The organism is Amycolatopsis heterodermiae (assembly GCF_034929455.1).
GTDB lineage: Bacteria > Actinomycetota > Actinomycetes > Mycobacteriales > Pseudonocardiaceae > Amycolatopsis > Amycolatopsis heterodermiae.
Genome location: NZ_JAYFSI010000006.1, coordinates 225,982 through 245,467 on the forward strand (window position 1 = coordinate 225,982; position 19,486 = coordinate 245,467).

20 protein-coding genes are annotated in these 19,486 nt (G+C 73.0%); 14 read left to right on the top strand and 6 right to left on the bottom strand.

Features of this window, described 5'->3' with window-relative positions:
• The first annotated feature begins 108 nt into the window (after nucleotides 1-108).
• Both VA596_RS25985 and VA596_RS25990 read left to right on the top strand, forming a co-directional pair.
• On the top strand, nucleotides 109-282 hold the full coding sequence (locus tag VA596_RS25985) for a hypothetical protein (protein ID WP_323330762.1): 174 nt from the start codon (nucleotides 109-111) through the stop codon (nucleotides 280-282).
• A gap of 27 nt (nucleotides 283-309) precedes the next feature.
• Nucleotides 310-828, top strand: a complete 519-nt coding sequence (locus tag VA596_RS25990; protein WP_323330763.1) for a hypothetical protein — start codon at nucleotides 310-312, stop codon at nucleotides 826-828.
• 24 nt (nucleotides 829-852) lie between these two features.
• Here VA596_RS25990 and VA596_RS25995 read toward each other — a convergent pair whose 3' ends face one another.
• Complete coding sequence (locus tag VA596_RS25995) at nucleotides 853-1,734, bottom strand: LysR family transcriptional regulator (protein ID WP_323330764.1); 882 nt, start codon at nucleotides 1,732-1,734, stop codon at nucleotides 853-855.
• A gap of 107 nt (nucleotides 1,735-1,841) precedes the next feature.
• Between VA596_RS25995 and VA596_RS26000 the strand changes: the two genes are divergently transcribed.
• The 4 genes from VA596_RS26000 to VA596_RS26015 all read left to right on the top strand — a co-directional run bounded on the left by VA596_RS26000 (nucleotide 1,842) and on the right by VA596_RS26015 (nucleotide 6,300).
• Nucleotides 1,842-2,459 (top strand): dihydrofolate reductase family protein, encoded by a 618-nt coding sequence (locus VA596_RS26000; protein WP_323330765.1) that lies wholly within the window; start codon nucleotides 1,842-1,844, stop codon nucleotides 2,457-2,459.
• A 60-nt stretch (nucleotides 2,460-2,519) separates the two neighbouring features.
• Nucleotides 2,520-3,407, top strand: coding sequence for a recombinase family protein (locus tag VA596_RS26005; RefSeq protein WP_323330766.1), 888 nt, complete (start codon nucleotides 2,520-2,522; stop codon nucleotides 3,405-3,407).
• A gap of 27 nt (nucleotides 3,408-3,434) precedes the next feature.
• A complete protein-coding gene (locus VA596_RS26010) occupies nucleotides 3,435-4,742 on the top strand; it encodes a serine hydrolase domain-containing protein (protein WP_323330767.1) in 1,308 nt (435 codons plus the stop codon).
• A 76-nt stretch (nucleotides 4,743-4,818) separates the two neighbouring features.
• Nucleotides 4,819-6,300 (top strand): class I adenylate-forming enzyme family protein, encoded by a 1,482-nt coding sequence (locus VA596_RS26015; RefSeq protein ID WP_323330768.1) that lies wholly within the window; start codon nucleotides 4,819-4,821, stop codon nucleotides 6,298-6,300.
• An 8-nt stretch (nucleotides 6,301-6,308) separates the two neighbouring features.
• Here the strand turns inward: VA596_RS26015 and VA596_RS26020 are convergent, their stop codons facing one another.
• Entirely contained in the window at nucleotides 6,309-6,764 is a 456-nt protein-coding gene (locus VA596_RS26020) for an SRPBCC family protein (RefSeq protein WP_323330769.1), read from the bottom strand.
• Nucleotides 6,765-6,859: 95 nt separating this feature from the next.
• Between VA596_RS26020 and VA596_RS26025 the strand changes: the two genes are divergently transcribed.
• From VA596_RS26025 to VA596_RS26050, 6 genes are all read left to right on the top strand, one after another.
• Complete coding sequence (locus tag VA596_RS26025; RefSeq protein WP_323330770.1) at nucleotides 6,860-9,715, top strand: AfsR/SARP family transcriptional regulator; 2,856 nt, start codon at nucleotides 6,860-6,862, stop codon at nucleotides 9,713-9,715.
• 71 nt (nucleotides 9,716-9,786) lie between these two features.
• The gene (locus tag VA596_RS26030; protein ID WP_323330771.1) at nucleotides 9,787-10,347 is read left to right on the top strand and encodes a dihydrofolate reductase family protein; all 561 of its coding nucleotides are present in this window, start codon (nucleotides 9,787-9,789) and stop codon (nucleotides 10,345-10,347) included.
• Nucleotides 10,344-10,679 (top strand): YciI family protein, encoded by a 336-nt coding sequence (locus VA596_RS26035; protein ID WP_323330772.1) that lies wholly within the window; start codon nucleotides 10,344-10,346, stop codon nucleotides 10,677-10,679. The genes VA596_RS26030 and VA596_RS26035 overlap by 4 nt, the downstream gene beginning before the upstream one ends.
• Entirely contained in the window at nucleotides 10,676-11,905 is a 1,230-nt protein-coding gene (locus VA596_RS26040; RefSeq protein WP_323330773.1) for an RNA polymerase sigma factor, read from the top strand. Before VA596_RS26035 ends, VA596_RS26040 begins: the two co-directional genes overlap by 4 nt.
• Before the next feature lie 100 nt (nucleotides 11,906-12,005).
• Complete coding sequence (locus tag VA596_RS26045; protein WP_323330774.1) at nucleotides 12,006-12,488, top strand: SRPBCC family protein; 483 nt, start codon at nucleotides 12,006-12,008, stop codon at nucleotides 12,486-12,488.
• Between the two features lie 17 nt (nucleotides 12,489-12,505).
• Nucleotides 12,506-13,048, top strand: a complete 543-nt coding sequence (locus VA596_RS26050; protein WP_323330775.1) for a cysteine hydrolase family protein — start codon at nucleotides 12,506-12,508, stop codon at nucleotides 13,046-13,048.
• Nucleotides 13,049-13,060: 12 nt separating this feature from the next.
• Here VA596_RS26050 and VA596_RS26055 read toward each other — a convergent pair whose 3' ends face one another.
• Nucleotides 13,061-14,005 (bottom strand): SDR family oxidoreductase, encoded by a 945-nt coding sequence (locus tag VA596_RS26055; protein WP_323330776.1) that lies wholly within the window; start codon nucleotides 14,003-14,005, stop codon nucleotides 13,061-13,063.
• Between the two features lie 180 nt (nucleotides 14,006-14,185).
• Between VA596_RS26055 and VA596_RS26060 the strand changes: the two genes are divergently transcribed.
• On the top strand, nucleotides 14,186-15,022 hold the full coding sequence (locus VA596_RS26060) for a helix-turn-helix transcriptional regulator (protein ID WP_323330777.1): 837 nt from the start codon (nucleotides 14,186-14,188) through the stop codon (nucleotides 15,020-15,022).
• 63 nt (nucleotides 15,023-15,085) lie between these two features.
• Here the strand turns inward: VA596_RS26060 and VA596_RS26065 are convergent, their stop codons facing one another.
• Nucleotides 15,086-15,712, bottom strand: coding sequence for a TetR/AcrR family transcriptional regulator (locus tag VA596_RS26065; RefSeq protein ID WP_323330778.1), 627 nt, complete (start codon nucleotides 15,710-15,712; stop codon nucleotides 15,086-15,088).
• A gap of 62 nt (nucleotides 15,713-15,774) precedes the next feature.
• Between VA596_RS26065 and VA596_RS26070 the strand changes: the two genes are divergently transcribed.
• The gene (locus VA596_RS26070) at nucleotides 15,775-17,259 is read left to right on the top strand and encodes an FAD-dependent monooxygenase (protein WP_323330779.1); all 1,485 of its coding nucleotides are present in this window, start codon (nucleotides 15,775-15,777) and stop codon (nucleotides 17,257-17,259) included.
• A 74-nt stretch (nucleotides 17,260-17,333) separates the two neighbouring features.
• Here VA596_RS26070 and VA596_RS26075 read toward each other — a convergent pair whose 3' ends face one another.
• On the bottom strand, nucleotides 17,334-18,815 hold the full coding sequence (locus VA596_RS26075) for a sensor histidine kinase (RefSeq protein ID WP_410171925.1): 1,482 nt from the start codon (nucleotides 18,813-18,815) through the stop codon (nucleotides 17,334-17,336).
• Nucleotides 18,808-19,482, bottom strand: a complete 675-nt coding sequence (locus VA596_RS26080) for a response regulator transcription factor (RefSeq protein ID WP_323330781.1) — start codon at nucleotides 19,480-19,482, stop codon at nucleotides 18,808-18,810. The genes VA596_RS26075 and VA596_RS26080 overlap by 8 nt, the downstream gene beginning before the upstream one ends.
• Between the last annotated feature and the right edge of the window lie 4 nt (nucleotides 19,483-19,486).

Consider the following 19,486-nt stretch of genomic DNA (forward strand, 5'->3'; position numbering starts at 1 on the left):
TCCTTCGGGGCTGGCTTGGCGGGAGGCTCCCGCTTACCTGGACACCGAATGGACCCGGCCAACCGAAGAACGTCACGGGGCAAGCGACGTGGGGAAACTCTCGCCGCCTTGAGGTTTGAATCCGGCGCGAACGTGGAGGGCGCCGCGGGCCGTGGCGTTGTGTTGCGCGGCGCGGCGAGCGACTGTGTCGAGGACGCGTTGCTGCTGGCGACAGAACTGGTCAGCAACGCTTTGGACCACGCTCACGGTCTGCGCGTCCTGCTGGTGGGCGGCCTTGGATGAATTAGTCGACTGACGGGAGTAACGGTGATGGCTTGGTCTTCGCTCTCCGCGGTCGCGAGCGCCGTGATCGCTTTGGTTGCCGTCGTGGTCAACGTGGCCTTGTTCCGGACGGCCCGACGCGCCGAAGACGAGCGTGCGCGGCAGCAGCGGATGCCCGTTCTCGTGTCCTTCGGAGAGCCGGACGGCGGAATCCGGGTGACGAACGTCGGCTGGGGACCGGCGTTGAACGTGTTCTTGGCGAGCTGGCGGTCTGACGGTGATGAGCAGCGGATTCCGCTGTCCGCCGATGCGGACGTCGGTGGGAGCTGGTTTCATCCCGTTCACCTGCAGCCCATTCCGGTCGGCGGAGCGGAGCGGATTCCGCCGGTCTACCGAACCAGGATGGCGCCCGGCGTGACCAGCTTCGGGATCGCCTACACGGACCAGAGCGGCCAGCATTACACGACGACAGTCAGCGACGAGGGGACAGTTGTGCGTCGAGGCAACCTGTTACCGCTCTGGACCGGTATCAAGATTCCCTATCCGGGCGAGCTTCACGATGCATAGCTCGGCGGCCGCGCTCGAAGCTGATCACCTCTTGTTCCGGCGGGACCCGGTTGCGTCGGCAAGGGCGGCCAGTACGGCGGTCACCGCGGGTGGGTCGGGTGGGTCGCCGTAGGTGGCGGCGTGGAGCCGGCGGTGGTGGCCGGTGAGTTCGGTCGTGTGGATGTCGGGTCGGCGGTGGGCTTCGAGCGCGAGGCCGGGCAGGGTGGCGACGCCGATGCCGGCGGCGACGAGGGACTGCACGACGACCATGTCGTCGCTGTGCGAGGCGATGCGGGGCGTGAAGTTCTCCTGCCGGCACACGGCGTTCAGCTCGTCCTGGCACCGGTCGCAACCGCCGATCCAAGCGGAGTTGCGGTGGTTGGCGAGGCTGTCGCCGGGTTGCCGGCTGATGAGGTGGATCGGGTCGTCGCCGAGGTGCTCGAGGCGGAAGCCCTCCTCCTCGACGGGGGCGTCGGCGTAGCGGTAGACGAGGGCGACGTCGACCTCGCCGTGGCGCAGCATGTGGAGCGCCTCGACGGGGTGGCGGTCGAACACGCTCAGCTGGAGTCCCGGGTGGGCCTGGGCCAGCGCGGCGGCCGCCGTGGGCACGATGGTGCTCAGCGTGGACGCGTTGGCGGCCAGCCGGACCCGCCCGGCCTGCAGGCCGACCTGGGCGGCCAGCTCGCCGGCCGCCGCGTCGACCCGGCCCAGGATCTCGGCGGCCCGGCCGGCCAGCAGCTGCCCTTCGGGTGTCAGCCGGATCCCGCGGCCGATCCGCTGAACGAGCTTGACGCCGGTGGCCGCTTCCAGGCGGGCCAGGTGGTGGCTCACCGACGGCTGGGAGTAGTGCAACTCCACCGCTGCTTCGGTGACCGAGCCGTGCCGGGCCACCGCGGCCAGAACCTTGAGCTGGAGCAGGGTGAGCATGGATCAAGGATATCGATGTATTCCGGGCGGAATTGGCATTGGATGTCATGCGTCGTCATCTCCATGCTGGCACGTGACAGCAGGTCGCCACGAGGAGGGCAACGCACATGACCACGCGGCTGGGCAGGGTGACCTGCGATCTGACGATCTCGCTCGACGGCTACTCGGCGGGGCTCAACCAGAGCGAGCAACGGCCGTTCGGCGACGACGGCGGAGACGGCTGGGGTGACAAGCTGCACGCCTGGTACGCCGCCGCCGAGGAGAACCGGGTCGAGCTCGACCGGGGGACCGCGGCCAAGGCGTTCATCATGGGGCGCAACATGTTCGGCCCCGTCCGTGGCGAGTGGGACCGGCAGTGGAACGGCTGGTGGGGCGACAACCCGCCGTACCACGGCCCGGTCTTCGTGCTCACCCACCACGCGCGCGATCCGCAGCCGATGGACGGCGGCACCACGTTCCACTTCGTCACCGACGGAATCGAAGCCGCGCTGAAACGCGCCCGCGAAGCGGTCGGGGACGGCGCCATCTCCATCCACGGCGGCGCGACCACCGTCAACCAGTACCTCGCCGCCGGCCTGATCGACGAGCTGCGGCTGCACATCGTGCCGCTCACGCTCGGTGCCGGGACGCGGCTGTTCGACGGCGTCCCGCCGATGAATCTGCGGCAGGTGGAGTCGCGAGCAGCCGACTCGGTCATGCACCTGACCTACCACGTGCTGCCCTGACCCGGGAGTCACTGGCCGGCGTCTTGACTTTTGATAGACAGTTTTGCGAGAGTCTGCGGTGTGGATCTGACCCCGGACCAAGCCGCCTCGGCAGCGGAGCAACTCGACTGCCCCACCTGCGGCGTCCCGGCCGGCAGCCCGTGCCGTAACCGCAGCGGCACCACCGCGCTCAAGTACCACACGCCGCGGTTTCTCCTCATTCCCGCGCTGCGTGACGCGCACGAGGTCGACGTCCCGGACGACCGCGGGCCGGGGCGTCCTTGGCAAGGCGGCCCCGCTCGAACAACAGGCGAAGCAGGCACGCCGATCCGCATCGGGTACGCCTGCTGTTCGCCCGCGTCACCGGACCTGGACCGCCAACTCGGCGCTCTCACAACCGCGCGGTGCGACCACGTCTTCGCCGAGCAGGTCGGCGCCCGAATCAAGACACGCGCCGAACTGGAGAAGGCCCTGGCCATCGGGAGCACCCGAGCGGCGCCCGGCCGGACCGTGATCCTGACCGTGCACGAACTGAAGCGGCTCGCGCGCACCACCGCCGAGCTGATCACCGTGTCCGCCGAGGTCGAGGCCGCCGGCCTCGAGCTCGAAGTGCTGACCGGCCCGCTCGCCGGGATCCACGACCCGAACGGGCCGGGCCAGACCTTGTTCGCCGTCCTCGCGGCGGCGGCCCACCTGGACCGGGACCACGTCCGGGAGAAAACCCGGGAAGGCCAGCAAGCGGCCACAGCCAAGGGACATCGCAGCGGCCGGCCGAAGGCCCTGGACGAGGAGATGCTCGCCCTCGCCCGCCGCCTGCACGGCCAGGGCGTGTCCGTTCCCGACATCGCCCGGCAGCTGACCATCAGGACCGGCAAGAACGCCGGACGGCACCCTTCGGTCGCCTCCGTCTACCGGGCACTCGCCGAGCCTGTGGCGTCCCACCCGGACCACCCCGCGCCGGTGCGCTGATCCACCGATCACCGGAAGGAAGCGACCATGACCTGGACCCGCCAGGCGGCCCACTCGCTGACCGAGGCCCTCAGCGGCTCGTCCGGCACGGAAGGGGTGGTGTTCGCGGCTGCCGCCCTCGACCGCGCCGAGACGGCCACCGCGGTCACCCCGACGACCACCGCCGCGGATCGGCGGTTCGAGATCGGTTCGGTCACCAAGACCATGACGGCGACCCTGCTGGCGTTGCTGGCCGGGGACGGCACCCTGCGGCTGGACGACGAGATCGGGCGGTGGCTGTCGGCCGGTCAAAACGGCGCGATCACGCTCCGCCAGCTGGCCACGCACACCTCCGGCCTGCCTTCGACGGCGCCGAACCTTCGGATCGGCCAGGGCGATCCACGCAATCCCTGGGCCGGCTACGGCTTCGACCGTGCCGAGGAGGGCTTGCGCCAGGCGAGGGTGACGCCCGGAAACCCTTGGCGCTACTCCAACCTCGGCTACCAGCTGCTCGGCCTGATCCTGCACCGCGCGAGCGGGCACGACTACCCGGCACTGGTCACCGAGCGCCTGCTGGACCCGCTGGGAATGACCCACTCCGGGGTGGGGTCATGCGGCGCGGGCACCCTGCTGCCCGGCCACGCCGACGGCCGCGAGGTGCTCCACTGGGACCATCCGCTCGGCGCCGGCGGGGTCGAGGCGACGATCGAGGACCTGGCCCGCTACGCCCGCGCCTGCCTGTTCCCGCCGAAGACGGCGCTGGGCACGGCGATCACGCTCGCCCAGACCCCCGTGCTGCGGGTCGACGACGGCGCGGAACAAGCCCTCGCCTGGATCGTCCGTCCGGGCGGCGTGCGCGAGCACAGCGGCGGCACCGGTGGGTTCAGCGCCTGCGTCGCCGTCGATCACGGGCGCGAACGGGCCGTCGCGATCCTCGTCAGCAGCCAAGGCAGCCCGGCCTACTCGTCGCACCTCAAGCAAGCCGCGCAGCTGGCGCTGGCCGGCGAGGATCCCCGGCAAGCCGGCACGCCGCAACCGTGGCCCTCCTGGCGGGACGACGCCCACGCGGTCGCCCGCGCCTTCCTGGACGGACAACACCTTCAGGTGCACGCGCGGCTGGCCCCGCAGGCCCGCGCCAAGATCACCCCTGAACAACTCGAACGCGTCTGGACGAGCAAGATCCGGCCCGCCGGCCCGGCCGGGGAGATCCTGATCGCCCACCACGAGATAGCCGCGTCCGGAGCCGTCGTCGCGGACGTCACGCTCCCGTTCGCCACCAGCCCGCAACGCCTGCGGATGGTCATCCTCCCCTCCGGGGAGCTCGGCGGCCTGGCACTCCTGCCGAGTCCCGCATAGACCCCCGCGCCCGAGACCGGCCGGTACCGGTCGAGGCCGGGGACCCGTCCCCGGTGCCCGGCTTAGGATCCGTCCCATGACCGGCCCCGCCGACATCCTTCGCACAGCCGCGCGGCGCCACCCCGGCCGGATCGCGCTGATCACCGCAACGCGCACGCTGACCTATCGCGAGCTGGACACGGCCGCGGCCGCGGTGGCCGGCGGCCTGCGCGACCGCGGGATCACGCCCGGCGACGTCGTCACGCTGTACGCGCCGAACCGCTGGGAATGGCTGGCCGCCTACCACGGCGTCCTGCGGGCCGGCGCGATCGTGAACCCGGCCAACGCCCTGCTCACCGCCGAAGAACTGCGCTACGTCACCGGCGACTGCCGAGCCGCGGCCGTCATCACGACCAGCGCCCTCAAGGAGCGCGTCGAAGGCGTCCGGCTCGTCGTGGACCTCGACAACGGCGGCGACGCCGTCGGGTTCGCGGACCTCCTGGACGCACAACCTCTTGAACCGGCCGAAGTGGACGGTGCCGGTCCGTGCACGATCGCCTACACCTCCGGCACCACCGGCCACCCGAAGGGCGCGGTGCAGAGCCAGTACGGCGTCCTGGTCAACTGCGCGCTCACCGCCACGATGCACGCCCGCCGCGAAGACGACGTCGTCGTCACCGCGCTGCCGTTGCCGCACGTCTACGGGAACGTCGCCGTGCACAGCACGTTCTGCGCCGGCGGGACCGTGGTGCTGCGGGAGCGGTTCTCGCCCGAGGACGTCTTCGCCGCGATCGAAGCGCACCGCGCGACGATGTTCGAAGGCGTGCCCGCGATGTACGCGATGCTGCTCGCCGACCCGGCCCTCGCGACCGCCGACCTCTCGTCGCTGACCCGCAGCACCGTGGGCGGCCAGACGATCGCCGTCACGACCATGCGGGCCTGGCAGGACCGCAGCGGTGCGCCGCTGCTGCAGGTCTGGGGGATGACCGAGCTGTCCGGGCACGCCACCACGCACAGCCCGCACGCGCCCGAGGTCCTCGGCTCCATCGGCGTCGCCTACCCCGGCGTGCAGATCCGCGTCGCCGATCTCGGCGACCCGGCCCGCGACGCCCCGGACGGCGTCCGCGGCGAGCTGATGGTGCGTGGCCCGGTCGTGATGCTCGGCTACCACGACCGGCCCGGGGCCACCGCCGAGACGATCGGCGCGGACGGCTGGCTGCGCACCGGCGACCTCGGCTACCGGGACCCCACCGGGCACCTGTTCGTCGTCGACCGCAAGAAGGACCTGATCATCACCGGCGGCTACAACGTCTACCCGGCCGAGATCGAGCGCGTGCTCGCCGGGCACCCGGCCGTCGCGATGGTCGCCGCCGGGCCGGTGCCCGACGCGGTCAAGGGCGAGCTCGCCTGCGCGTACGTCGTGCTTCGTCCCGGCGAGACCGCCACGGCCGACGAGCTGATCGCGTTCACGACCCCGCACCTCGCGCCGTACAAGCGGCCGCGGCTGGTCCGGTTCGTCGACCGGCTGCCCGCGACGCCGTCGGGGAAGATCAAACGGCGCGAGCTGGCCGGGCTGTGAGACCGGGTTCAGCCCCGCCCGGTCAGGTGCGCGCCGAGCTGGGTGAAGAAGACCCGCGTCCCGGCCTCCAGCGCCGCGAAGTGCTCGTCGGTCACCACGCCGGTCTGCCGGAACTCCTGCCGGGTGCCGCCGTCGACGTCGGTCAGCGTCACGGTCATCTCCGTGCGCTGCGGCTCGTCGGGCGACGGGTTGTCGCTCAGGCCGAACACCAGCCGCTCGTTCGGGACGACGTCGACGTAGAACCCGGCGAAGGGCATCGCGAAGTCGCCCGCTTCGGACGACTGCGTCGCGGCGAACCGGCCGCGCGGCTCGACCTCCATGACGAGGTCGTGGGTGCGGAAGCCGGGGCCGACCCACCAGCTCGCGAACCGCTCGGGGTCGGTCCAGGCCGCCCACACCTCGTCGCGGGGCACCGGGAAGGTGTCGGTGAGCACCAGCTCGTGCGGCGTTTCCACTTCGGACATGCGGACCACTCCTCGGGTTCGTCGGTGACGGGAACCACCTTCGCCGGGTGGCCCATCCTGCCGCTATCGATCCGCTATGGACGACACTGGTGGTGATGACCGAGCCCACCGCCCCGCCGCGACTCCGCCTGCTCGGGCCCGCCGAACTCGGGTCCCCGGCCGCGCCGGTGGGCAGCCCGCGGGAGTCCGTCGTCCTGGCCGTCCTCGCGCTCGACGCCAACCGCGAAGTCGCGGCCGACCGGCTGGTCGACGCGCTCTGGGGCGAGCAGCCGCCGGCGACGGCCCGCTCGCAGGTCCAGATCTGCGTGTCCGCGCTGCGCCGCCGGCTGCGGGACGCGGGCGGGTTCGCGACGATCACCACCCGGGCCCCGGGCTACCGGCTCGACGTCGCCGCCGACGACCTCGACCTGACCCGCTTCGCGGAGCTGGCCGTGCGGGCGCGGACGGACGACGACGCCTGCGAAGCGGCGCTCGCGCTGTGGCGCGGGCCCGCGTTCGCCGGCCTGGACAGCGAGGCCCTGACCCGCGCGGCCACCCGGCTCGCGGAACGCCGGCTGGACCTGGTCGAGCAGCGCGTCCGCGCCCGGCTCGAGCGCGGCGACGACGTCCTGCCCGAACTGACCGCCCTGGTCGACGAGCACCCGCTGCGGGAGAACCTGCACCTGCTGCTGATGCGGGCGCTGCACCGCGGCGGCGGCCGGGCCGAGGCGCTGACCGCGTTCCGGCGGGCGCGGGACGTCCTGGTCGACGAGCTCGGCGTCGAACCGGGACCCGAGCTGCGGGAGCTGCAGGCCGCGATCCTGGCCGGCGAGCAGCCCGCCGTCCAGGCCGTCGTCGCGACGCCGGTGCCGCGCCAGCTGCCCGCGCCCGCCGCGAACTTCACCGGCCGCGACGCCGCGCTGCGGGCCATCGGCGCGCGGCTGTGCGGGCCCGCCGACCCGCAGACGCCGTTCGCGGTGCGGGTCGTCGGGATCTCCGGTGCCGGGGGAGTGGGCAAGTCGGCGCTGGCGGTGCGGGCCGCGCACGAGCTCTCCGCGCACTTCCCGGACGGGCAGCTCTACGCCGACCTGCACGACGACTCGGCCGAGGACAGCACGACCTGGTCGGCGCGGGTGCTCGGCAGCTTCCTGCGTGCCCTGGGCATGGCCGAGGAGCTGCTGCCCCGGGACCCGCGCGAACGCGCCGAGCTGTACCGCACGCGGCTGGCCGGCCGGCGGGTCCTCGTGGTGCTCGACGGCGTCCGTCGGGAGGCGGACGTCCTGCCGCTGCTGCCCGGTTCGGCCGGCTGCGCGGTCCTCACGACGTCACGGGCGCGGCTCACCGGCCTGCCCGGCGCGGCCGGCGTCCAGCTCGACGTCCTCGAGGACGACGTCGCGCTGCGGCTGCTCGCGACCTTCGTCGGCGAAGACCGGCTGACCGCCGAGCCGGAGGCGGCCGAGGCGCTGGTCGCCGCGTGCGACCGGCTGCCGCTCGCGTTGAGCATCGCCGGGGCGAAGCTCGCGTCCCGCGACCACTGGGCGCTCGGCGACCTGCTGGACCGGCTGACCGACGAGAAGCGGCGGCTGGACGAGCTGTCCTTCCGCGGGGTCCAGCTGCGGTCGACGATCGCGTTGTCCTACCACGGCTTGAGCGAGCCGGCCCGGTCCCTGTTCCGCCGGATGGCCACCCCGCAGCACCCCGACCTGCCGCACTGGGCGCCGGGCGCGCTGCTCGACGTCCCGCACGTCACGGCCGAGGACGCGCTCGCGGAGCTGCTCGAAGCCAACCTGATCGCCGACGGCGCGCCGTCCTCGGCGTTGTCGCGGCGCTGGCGGTTCCACGACCTCGTGCGGGTCTTCGCGACCGAGCGCGCCTCCGCCGAGGACGGCGTCGCCGAGCACGCGGCGGCCCTGCGCCGCCTCGGCGCGGGCTGGCTCGGCCTCGCCGAGCAGGCCCGGCGTCCCGAGTTCGGCGACCGGCTCGACCTGCGCGGGAGCGCGCCGCGCCGGGAGCCGCCGGCTTCGGCGACGGCCGTCGTCCGCCGGGCGCCGTTGCAGTGGGTCGACGAAGAACGCTTCGCGCTCGTCGCGGCGGTGCGGGAGGCGGCGGCCGCGGAGTGGGACGACCTGTGCTGGGAACTGGCCGTCACGGCCGCGGCCCTGTTCGAGATCCGCGGCTACTTCGACGACTGGCGGGAGATCGCCCAGCTCGCGATCACGGCGGCGGACCGCGCGGGCGACGCGGCCGGCGCCGCCGCGGCCCGCCATTCCCTGGGTGCGCTGCTCGTCCACCAGGGCCGCCCCGAGGATGCGGCCCGGGTCCTCGAACCCGCGCTGGCCGGGTTCCGCGCCGCCGGGATCGGCCACGGCGTGGGCGCGACGCTGCGGCAGCTCGCCACCGTCCGGCGGCTGAACGGCGACCTCGCCGCGGCCCGCGCGTGCGCGACCGAGGCGCTGCCGCTCCTGCACGCGGCCGGCGACCGCAGCGGCGAAGCGCACGCGCGGTCCGAGCTCGCCCGCCTCGACCTCGACGACCGCGCGCTCGGCGACGCCGCCGGCCAGGTGGCCGAAGCGCTGCGGCTCGCGCGGGAGGCGGGCGCGTCGCGCACCGAGGCGCAGATCCTCTACCGCAGCGCCGACGTCGAGCTGGCCGCCGGGCACGTCGGCGCCGCGGGGGTGGCGGTGGACCGGGTCCTGGAGATCGCTTCCGGTCTGGGGGACCGGATCGGCGTCGGGTACGCCCTGTTCGGCCAGGGCCGCGTCGCCGTCGCGGCGGGAGACGCCGTCACGGCCGTCACCCGGTTCACCGAGGCGGTCACCGTGGCCGGGGTGACCGGCGACCGGCACCTGCAGGCCCGGGCCCACCGGCGGCTCGGCGAGCTGGCCGAGGACGCCGCGACGGCCGCCGAGCACACCCGCCGGGCCGAGCGGCTCCTCGCCGACGTCGCCCAGCACGCGAGCGGGCACCGATAGCGCGCCGATAGCCCACCGGAAGGGGAACGGCCGAATCTCGGGGCACAGCAAGCGAACCCCGGGAGCAGCCGATGCGCAAGATCGTCAACTCGACCTACGTGACCCTCGACGGCGTCGTCTCCGACCCGCACCTGTGGTCGCTGGACTACTTCGACGAGGACGCCGCCGCGTTCGCCCTCGGCCAGCTGCGCGCGAGCGACGCGCTGCTGATGGGCCGCGCCACCTACGACGGGTTCGCCGAAGCCTGGCCGGCCCGCGGCGGCGACGAGTTCAGCGACACCATGAACAAGATGGCCAAGTACGTCGCTTCGTCCACGCTGACCTCGCCGGAGTGGAACAACACGACCGTGCTGTCCGGCGACCTGGCCGGGGCCGTGCGGGAGCTGAAGCAGGCGCCGGGCGCGGACATCCTGATGTACGGCTACGGTCCCGTCGCCCGCACGCTGATCGCGCACGGGCTGCTCGACGAGCTGCGGCTGTGGATCCACCCGGTGCTGCGCGGCGCCGGCGGGCAGCTCTTCGGCGAAGGGGTGACCGGGGCGTTCGGCAAGGTCGAAACCCGCGCGTTCGCCAGCGGCACGGTGGTCCTCGTCCTGTCGGAGCCCCGGGACTGCGCTTGGATGACGTCATGAAGTACGTCCTCCTGATCTGCGACGACGAGGTCGACGCACCGACGAACGAGCAGCTCGCGGCCGACCCCGTCCACACGGCGTGGCTGGCGGACCTCGCCCGGCGGGGGCGGGTCAGCGGCATGGCGCGGCTGCGCCCGGTGGAGAGCGCGACCACCGTCCGGGTCCGGGAGGGCGAGACCCTGATCTCGGACGGTCCGTTCGCCGAGACGAAGGACTTCGTGGGCGGCGTCGTCATCGTCGACTGCGCGAACCTGGACGAGGCGGTCGCGATCGCCGCCGGCCATCCGTACGCGCACCGGGGCTGCGTCGAGGTCCGCCCCGTCTGGGAATGAGCGCGGACGTCCGCGCGGCGGTCGAGACGGCCTACCGGGAGGAGTGGGGCCAGGTCGTCGCGACGCTGATCGGCTTCACCGGCAACTGGGACCTGGCCGAAGACAGCGCGCAGGAGGCGTTCGCGGCCGCGCTCACGACGTGGGCGCGCGACGGCGTCCCGCGCAACCCGGGGGCGTGGCTGACCATCGCGGCCCGCAACCGGGCGACCGACCGGATCCGCCGTGACGCGGTCGGGGCGGCCAAGCTCCGGGACCTGGCCGCGGGGCAGCCCGTCCACGACGACCCCGCCGGCGCCGGCTCGGAGGACATCCCGGACGAGCGGCTGCGGCTGATCTTCACCTGCTGTCATCCCGCGCTGCCGCTGCCCGCGCGGGTGGCGCTCACGCTGCGCACGCTCGCCGGCCTCACGACCGCCGAGATCGCCCGGGCCCTGCTGTCCGCCGAAACCACCACGGGCCAGCGGCTGAGCCGGGCGAAGCGCAAGATCCAGGACGCCGGCATCCCCTACCGCGTACCACCGGCGGAGCTGCTGCCGGAACGCCTGGCGGCGGTGCTGGCCGTCCTGTACCTGATCTTCAACGAGGGCTACGGCGGGGCGGACCAGCGGGCGCTGACCGTCGAGGCCATCCGCCTGGCCCGGGTGCTGGCGACCTTGATGCCCGCGGAGGCCGAACCACGCGGCCTGCTGGCCCTGATGCTGCTGCACGAGTCGAGACGCGCCACCCGGCTGCGCGACGGCGAGCTCGTCACCCTGGAGCACCAGGACCGGTCCCGGTGGGACGCCGCCCTGATCGACGAGGGCGTCCGGATCCTGGACGAAGCCCGGGCGATGCGCCGGACCGGCCCCTACCAGCTGCAGGCGGCGATCGCGGCCTGCCACGCGACGGCGCCGGACGCCGCGGCGACCGACTGGGCGCGGATCGCCGGGCTGTACGCGGACCTGAGCAAGCTGACGTCGTCACCGGTGGTGGAGCTCAACCGCGCCGTGGCGGTGGCCATGGCGGACGGTATCCCGGCCGGCCTGGCGATCGTGGACGCCCTGGCGGAGTCCGGCAGCCTGGAGGGCTACCACCTGCTGCCGGCGACCCGCGCGGACCTGCTGCGCCGTGATGGCCGCGACGCCGAGGCCCGTGCGTCCTACGAGCAGGCCCTGGAGCTGGTTCCCTCCGAGGTGGAGCGCCGCTACCTGGCCAAACGGCTCCTTGATCTGGCACCGGAAAACTGAGCGAAGATTTTTCCCGGTAGTCGGCAAAACCGGCTCCCGTCGTTCGTCGGTGGCACAACAGGGTCCTCCAGGGACCCGCACCGACCACGAGGAGACAGCCGTGAACGACAGCTACACCACCACCTTCACCGTCCCCAACACCGCCGCCGAGGTCACCGACGCGATCACCGATCCGCGGGCCTGGTGGATGGCCGACCTCACCGGCGCCACCCGGCAGGTCGGCGACGAGTTCTCCTTCGAGGTCCCCGGTGTGCACTATTCGAAGCTCCGGGTCACCGACCTGGTCCCGGGCGAGCTCGTCGTCTGGGAGGTCGTCGAGGGCAAGGTCATGTTCGTCGCCGACCAGGACGAATGGACCGGCACCCGGATCCGGTTCGAGATCTCGCCCGCCGACGGCGGCACCACGGTCCGCTTCACGCACGTCGGCCTGCGTCCCGCCGACGAGTGCTACGACGCCTGCTCCGGCGCGTGGAACCTCTACGCCGGCGCCAGCCTCCGCGACCTCCTCGTCACGGGCACCGGACAGCCCAGTTCCAACCCCGACGAGGTCACCTTCCGGGAAAACGCCCGCAGCGACGACTGAAAGAGGAGGCTGAAGCCATGAAGACCGCTCTCGTCGTGGGGGACCTCCAACGCGGTATCACCGGCCGGTTCGCGTTCACCCGGGCCGTCGTCGAGCCGCTGCGTGACCTGCTGCCGCGCGCGCGTGCCGCGGGCACGCTCGTCGTGTTCATCCGCACCGCGTTCCGCGTCAACAAGGCGGATCTGCCGCCGGGTGATGCGCTGTACGCCGGTTTCTACGATGCGGGGGACGCTTTCCACGAAGGCTCGGCCGGGTCCGAAGTGGACTTGCCGGTGCAGCCCGAGGACGTGGTGATCCTCAAGCGCCGCGCCAGCGCCTTCGCCGCCACGGACCTGGATCTCGTGCTGCGGGCCCAAGGTGTGGACTCGGTGGCCGTGGCCGGCGTCGCGACCAGCGCGATGGTCGCCGCGACCTGTTACGACGCGGCCGATCGCGGCTACCGCGTGACGGTGCTGTCCGACGGTTGTGCCGACGCGGATCCCGCGGTGCACGACTTCTTCCTGGACAAGGTGTTCCCGTCCCGGGGTTTCGAAATCGTGTCCTGCGCGAAGTGGCGGTGATGCGTCCTTCGGTCAGGCGGTGACGAACGCGGTTCCGGTGAGCTGCTCGGAGGTCTGCCAGACGCGCCGGGCCTCTTCCTCGCTGCGCAACGGCGGGTAGAGGCGCTGGGCGGCGGGTGGGCCGCCCAGGTTGCCGGGGCCGCTCGGGCCGTAGAGGGTGCCCGGCTCGGCGTGCGGGTCGGTCGCGGCCAGCAGGGCGGGCAGCTTCGCGGTCTCGACGGTGCCCATCAGGATGCCGCGGGCCGAGAGCGCCCGGATCAGGCGGACCTGGAGGGTGTCCTTGCCCCGGCCGAGCTCAGGGCGGGCGGCCAGGAGGCTGGTGGGAGCGACGCCGGGGTGGGACAGGGTGCTGGTGATGCCCCAGCCCGCCGCTTCGCTGCGACGGTGGAGTTCGAGCCCGAAGAGCCCGAACGCGATCTTGGACTGGCGGTAGGCGCGCATGCCGTCGTAGGAGCGTTCCCAGTTCAGGTCGTCCCAGTTGATGCGGCCCCGGGCGGCGGCGACGCTGATCTGGGAGGTCACCCGGGCGCGGCCGGCGCGCAGCAGCGGGAGGAGCCCGGCGACCAGCGCGAAGTGGCCGAGGTGGTTGGTGCCGAACTGCAGTTCGAACCCGTCGGCCGTGGTCTGCCGGTCCGGTGGTGTCATCACGCCGGCGTTGTTGACCAGGAGGTGGATCGGACGTCCCTCGTCGCGCAGGGTGCCGGCCAGCGCGGCGACCGAGTCCAGTGAGGACAGGTCGAGGCTGCGCAGCGAGACGTCGGCGGCGGGGGTGGCCTGCTTGATCCTGGTGAGGGCGGCCTCGCCCTTGCGCGGGTTGCGGACGGGCATGATCACCTCCGCACCGGCCGCGGCCAGCCGGGCCGCGATGCCCAGTCCCATCCCGTCGCTCGCGCCGGTGACGAGAGCGCGTCGCCCGGTCAGGTCGGGGACGTCGATGTCGATCTTCTTGCGGGGCATGGCCGGCTCCTTCGGTGGTCGTGCCCTCGATCTTCGGCCGACGGTGCGGGGCTATCCAGGACCTCCCGATCACAGGCTCACCAAGATCACCCTTCCGAGTGCGGAGAGGGGGATCGGCAGGTCGTGGCTCGCCGGTGCGGCGGGAGGTAGAAACGAGGCAGTACTCGCAGAGGGGGCGTTGTGATCGACCGGACCGGGCTCGCGGAGTTCCTCCGCCATCGGCGTGAGGCGCTGCAACCCGAAGACGTCGGCCTGCTCCGCGGGCCCCGCCGCCGGACCGCCGGGTTGCGGCGCGAGGAGGTTGCGGGCCTGTGCCACATGTCCGCCGACTACTACTCCCGGCTCGAGCGGGAGCGCGGTCCGCAGCCTTCCGAGCGGATGCTCGCGTCGATCGCGCAGGGCCTGCACCTGTCGATCGACGAACGTGACCACCTGTTCCGCCTGGCTGGCCACAACCCGCCGGCCAGGGGAGCCGGTGACCACATCAGTCCCGGCCTGCTGCGGGTGCTCGACCGGCTGGACGACACCCCCGCGGAGATCGTCACCGAGCTCGGGGAAACCCTGCGGCAGTCCCCGATGGGCGTGGCGCTCACCGGGGACACCACGCGGTACACCGGACCGGCCCGCAGCTCCGGGTACCGGTGGTTCACCGATCCCGCCGTCCGGCGGCTCTACGCGCCGGAGGAGCACCCGTTCCTCACCCGGATGTACGCGGCCGGCCTGCGCGAGCTCGTCACGCTCCGCGGCCCCGGATCGCGGGCCGCGCACCTGGCCGAGCTGCTCCTGGGCGCGAGCGAGGAGTTCCGCCGCGTGTGGGACGACCACGAGATCGGGATCCGCCCGCACGAGGTGAAGCACTTCGTCCACCCCGAGGTCGGCGCGCTGGAGCTGACCTGCCAGCGCCTCGTGGACCCGGGGCAGGCCCACTCGCTGATGGTCTACACCGCCGTTCCCGGCAGCGAGAGCCACGAAAAGCTGCAGATGCTGTCCGTCATCGGCACGCAGACGCTTTCCTGACGACCGGCCGCCGTCCCGCTCGGCGACGATCGAATGTGTCGCGCCGTCCACGACGCCGGGTGGTCAGGTCTCGCTGCCGAAGGTGCTGATCCCGGCGGCCAGCAGGTCGAACGCCTCGTCTATCACCTGTTTCTGGTCCGCGGCGACCGCCGTGGCCGGTTCGCCGGCGACGAGGCGCCGGATCGGGGTGACCACGACGGTGGTCGCCGTGGCCAGGAGCAGGCGGGCGACCAGGTCGGCGCGGACCGGGTCGCCGGTTTCCTCGGTCAGCCGGCGGGTCGCGGCCGATTCCAGGTGCTCGCGTTGTTCCCGGGCCCGGGAGAGCAGCGCGGGGCTCTCCGCGATCAGGCGGCCGAATCGCGCCATGCCCGGCGCGGCGGTGGACAGCACGTGCCGCTGGGCCAGCAGCCGGTGCATCAGGGTCCGGACCGCCTCAACGGCGGGCTGGCCGGGCGGACGTTCCCGGAGGGCGTCGACGAGCAGGCGTTCGGCCTCGGCCTGCAGATCCAGGAGCAGGTCCTCCTTGCGCGGGAAGTAGTTGGTGACCGTGGCCTTGGCGACCCCGGCCGCCTCGGCGATCTCCACGACCGTGACAGCCTCGAATCCACGCTCGGCGAACAGGCGCGTCGCGACATCGGAGATGTGCTGCCTAGCCTCCCGCTTCTTGCGTTCCCGCAGTCCCTCGTGCATGGCTGAACGTTATACCAGAGTCAAACTTGACACGATCATAAATTTAGGACGATGCTAAGTTCATGAACCCTGACGTAGTGGTGGTCGGCGCCGGCCCGGTGGGGCTCCTGCTCGCGGCCGAGCTGAGCCTGTCCGGCGTCTCCGTGGCCGTGCTCGAGCGCCTGACCGAACAGAACCAAGCCCTCAAGGCAGGCGGGATCAGCGGGCGCAGCACCCAGCTGCTCGCCCGGCGCGGGCTCGCCGCGCGGATCGCCGAGGAGAGCGCGAAGTACGGCGAGGGGTTCGCGTCGTTCGCCCGCGAGCGCGCCGCCTCCGGCGTCGACGGGCGACCGCGGGCCCGGTTCGGCGGGCACTTCGCGGGCTTGCCGCTGAACGCCGAGTCGTCCCTCGAGATCCCGCCGCCCGCAGTCCTGCCGCAGCAGGCACTCGAGCGGCTGCTCGGCGCGTGGGTGGCCGAGCTGGGCGTGCCGGTGCTGACCGGCCACGAGATCACCGGCCTCACCCAGGACGCCGACGGCGTGACCGTGCACGCGCGCACCGGCGGCGGCGTGAAGACCATCCGGTGCGCCTACCTCGCCGGGTGCGACGGCGGCCGCAGCACCGTCCGCAAGCTGGCGGGGTTCGCGTTCCCCGGCACCGACCCGCTGACCACCGGCTACCAGGCGACGCTCACCCTGGACCCCGCCGTGCCGTTGCCCACCGGATGGCACGTCACCGGCCGCGGGTTGTACGCGCACGGGCCGAAACCCGGGCGGATCCTCACCGTGGAGTTCGCCGGGCCACCCGCCGACCGCGACGCCCCGGTCACCCGGGCCGAGCTGCAGGACGCCCTGCGCCGCGTCAGCGACACGGACGTGGTCGTCACCGCGGTCGATTCGGCGGCGCGGTTCACCGACAACACCCGCCAGGCGGCGACCTACCGGACGGGCCGGGTGCTGCTGGCCGGCGACGCCGCGCACGTGCACCCGCCCTTCGGCGGCCAGGGCCTGAACACCGGCCTGCAGGACGCCGCCAACCTGGGGTGGAAGCTGGCCGCGGCCGTGCGGGGGTGGGCGCCCGACGGCCTGCTGGACAGCTACACCGCCGAACGTCACCCGGTGGCCGAGCGGGTGCTGGAGAACACCCGCGCCCAGATCGCGATCATGCGGCCGGATCCGCACAGCCGCGCGATGCGCGCGCTGTTCGCCCAGCTGCTCGAGGCCGACGTGACCCTGACCGAGCTGCTGGGAGCCCGGCTGCAAGGCCTCGACATCCGTTACGGCGTAAGCCCTTGGCCCCATCCGCTGACCGGCCGGTACCTGCCCGACCTGGCCGGCCTGGCCGAAACCCCGCGGCCGATCCTGGCCGATCGAACCGGCTCGACGGAGGTGCGGGCCGTCGCGGACGGCTGGAGCGACCGGGTCGACCTGCGCCGGCTACCCGAGACGCCCGGGGTGACCGCGTTGCTGCTCCGCCCGGACGGCTACGTCGCCTGGGCCACGGACGGCACACCCGACACGACCTCACTGCGCGAAGCCCTGTCCACCTGGTTCGGCAAACCACGCTGAGCGGAACTCCCGCCGCCGCGACCGCTGCTCCTCCCGCACTCCGGCCGTCGCCGAGCAGGCCGTCCGAGCGGTGTCTACTGTGGACGCGGAAGCCGCGCGATCAGCCGAGCACCCGCCGGGCTGTCCGCCGCGTGGAGTGAGCCGCCGTGGCGGGTGGCGATGTCGCGGGCGAGGGTGAGGCCTAGGCCTGAGCCGCCGGCGTCGCGGGTGCGGGCGTCGTCCAGCCGGGCGAAACGCTCGAAGACGCGTTCGCGGTCCCCAGGCGGGATGCCGGGGCCGTCGTCGAGCACCTCCAGGACGACCTCGTCCGCCGTTCGTCCGAGGGTCACCGTGACCGTGGTCCGCGCGTGCCGCACCGCGTTGTCCAAGAGGTTGCGCAGCAGGCGTTCCAGCTGCACCGCTTCGCCGGGCACCGGCGCCGGACCGTCCACAACGGACCGCACCACCGGGCCGCCGGTGCCGAGTGCGCGTTCGGCGACCTGTTCCGCCACGACGTCCGCGAGGTCGACGACCCCGGACGGTGGCGCGGCCTCGGCCGGGTCGGCCGCGAGCTGCAGCAGGTCCGCCGTGATGCGCTGCAGGCGCCGCACGTCGTCCAGCGACCGGTGCGCGACCGCCGGCCAGTCCGCCCGGTCCGGGTGGGTGAGCGCGACCTCGAGGGCCGCGCGCAGGTTGGCCAGCGGGCTGCGCAACTCGTGGCTGGCGTCGGCGACGAACTGCTCCTGCTGGTCGTGCGCCTGCTGCAGCCGTTCCAAGGTCTCGTTGGTGGTGCGGGCCAGCTGTTCGATCTCGTCGCGGGAGCGGGGGACCGGGACGCGCCGGTCGAGCCTGCTGCCGCTGACCCCGGCCAGCTCCTGCCGGATCGCCTCGACCGGCTGCAGCGCGCGCCCCGCCGTGTACCACGCGACCAGCGCCGTGAGCACCACCGCGAGCGGGACGAAGAACAGCAGGGTTTCGTCGAACAGCGTCAGCGTGCGGAGTGTGTCCCAGGGCAGCACGAACAGGTACACCGTCAGCCGTTGCGGAGCCGCGCCGGAACCGGCGCCCAACCCGTGGTCCAGGGTGAAGCCTTCCCGGCCTAAGGGCTCGACCAGGGCGGCCGGGACGTGCTCGACGACCCGGCCCAGCACGGTGTAGCTGCGGTACTCCCGCCAGCCGGGGTGGGCGCCCGGCCGCAGCGTGACGCTGGTGATCGCGAGCCAGTTCGGCGCCGCGTCCGCGGGCGCGGGCGGCAGCGGGCTCCACGCGGGGTCCCAGCGCCGCAGGTCGGGGCTGGTCACCACGGCCTGTCCCGAGTCGGCGACCACGCTGAAGAGCGCGTCGCCGGAGCTGATGCCCGCGGCGAGGGCGGCCCGGCCGCCCCCGGCGGCGGCGACCGAGTAGGCGTCGGTCATCTGCCGGAGCTCGGCATCGGTCCGGTTGACGGCGGAGTTGCTCAGCTGGTCGCTGACGAACTGCCGCGTGCCCAGCCAGCCCAGCGTGAAGACGGCGATGCAGAGCAGCGTCGCCGAGAGCGCCGTGCTGCGCCGCACCGAAACCGGCCACCACCTAGTCATCGGCGACCAGCCGGTAGCCGATGCCGCGCACGGTGGTGATGGTGCGCCGCCCGAACGGCGCGTCCAGCTTCCGCCGCAGCGCGCTCACGTAGACCTCCACGATGTTCGGGTCGCCCCGGTAGGCGAGGTCCCAGACCTGCTCCAGGATCTCGTGCTTGGCCACGACCTGGCCGTCGTGCCGCAGCAGGCACTCGAGCACCGCGAACTCCTTGGTGGTCAGCGACACCGGCTGCCCGGCCCGGCGGCACGTCCGCCTCGCGGGGTCGAGCACGAGATCGCCGAACGCGAGCGCGGCGGGCGCCCCGGTGCGCCCTCGCCGGGTGAGGGCGCGCAGCCGCGCGGTGAGCACCACGTAGGAGAAGGGCTTGCTCAGGAAGTCGTCGGCGCCGGTGTCGAGTGCCTCGGCTTCGTCGTACTCGCCGTTCTTCGCCGTGAGCATGAGGATCGGCGTGCCGACCCCGCGATCTCGTAGCGCCGCGCAGACGCGATAACCGTTCAGCTTCGGCAGCATGATGTCGAGCACGATCACCTGGTAGGGGTACTGCTGCGCCAGCTCCAGGCCTTCCTCGCCGTCGCGCGCGAGATCCACGGCGTAACCGTCCGCCTCCAGTCCCCACTGCAGCGTCTCGGCCAGCCGCGCTTCGTCCTCCACCACGAGCACCCGCATACGA

Bases quoted from the DNA above. Each gene is read 5' to 3' on its own strand.
- VA596_RS26000 (WP_323330765.1), top strand. From the start codon at position 1,842: ATGACCACGCGGCTGGGCAGGGTGACCTGCGATCTGACGATCTCGCTC.
- VA596_RS26040 (WP_323330773.1), top strand. From the start codon at position 10,676: ATGAGCGCGGACGTCCGCGCGGCGGTCGAGACGGCCTACCGGGAGGAG.
- VA596_RS25990 (WP_323330763.1), top strand. From the start codon at position 310: ATGGCTTGGTCTTCGCTCTCCGCGGTCGCGAGCGCCGTGATCGCTTTG.
- VA596_RS26070 (WP_323330779.1), top strand. From the start codon at position 15,775: ATGAACCCTGACGTAGTGGTGGTCGGCGCCGGCCCGGTGGGGCTCCTG.
- VA596_RS26015 (WP_323330768.1), top strand. From the start codon at position 4,819: ATGACCGGCCCCGCCGACATCCTTCGCACAGCCGCGCGGCGCCACCCC.
- VA596_RS26010 (WP_323330767.1), top strand. From the start codon at position 3,435: ATGACCTGGACCCGCCAGGCGGCCCACTCGCTGACCGAGGCCCTCAGC.
- VA596_RS26065 (WP_323330778.1), bottom strand. From the start codon at position 15,712: ATGCACGAGGGACTGCGGGAACGCAAGAAGCGGGAGGCTAGGCAGCAC.
- VA596_RS26050 (WP_323330775.1), top strand. From the start codon at position 12,506: ATGAAGACCGCTCTCGTCGTGGGGGACCTCCAACGCGGTATCACCGGC.
- VA596_RS26020 (WP_323330769.1), bottom strand. From the start codon at position 6,764: ATGTCCGAAGTGGAAACGCCGCACGAGCTGGTGCTCACCGACACCTTC.
- VA596_RS26055 (WP_323330776.1), bottom strand. From the start codon at position 14,005: ATGCCCCGCAAGAAGATCGACATCGACGTCCCCGACCTGACCGGGCGA.
- VA596_RS26030 (WP_323330771.1), top strand. From the start codon at position 9,787: ATGCGCAAGATCGTCAACTCGACCTACGTGACCCTCGACGGCGTCGTC.
- VA596_RS26075 (WP_410171925.1), bottom strand. From the start codon at position 18,815: ATGACTAGGTGGTGGCCGGTTTCGGTGCGGCGCAGCACGGCGCTCTCG.
- VA596_RS26025 (WP_323330770.1), top strand. From the start codon at position 6,860: ATGACCGAGCCCACCGCCCCGCCGCGACTCCGCCTGCTCGGGCCCGCC.
- VA596_RS26035 (WP_323330772.1), top strand. From the start codon at position 10,344: ATGAAGTACGTCCTCCTGATCTGCGACGACGAGGTCGACGCACCGACG.
- VA596_RS26080 (WP_323330781.1), bottom strand. From the start codon at position 19,482: ATGCGGGTGCTCGTGGTGGAGGACGAAGCGCGGCTGGCCGAGACGCTG.
- VA596_RS25995 (WP_323330764.1), bottom strand. From the start codon at position 1,734: ATGCTCACCCTGCTCCAGCTCAAGGTTCTGGCCGCGGTGGCCCGGCAC.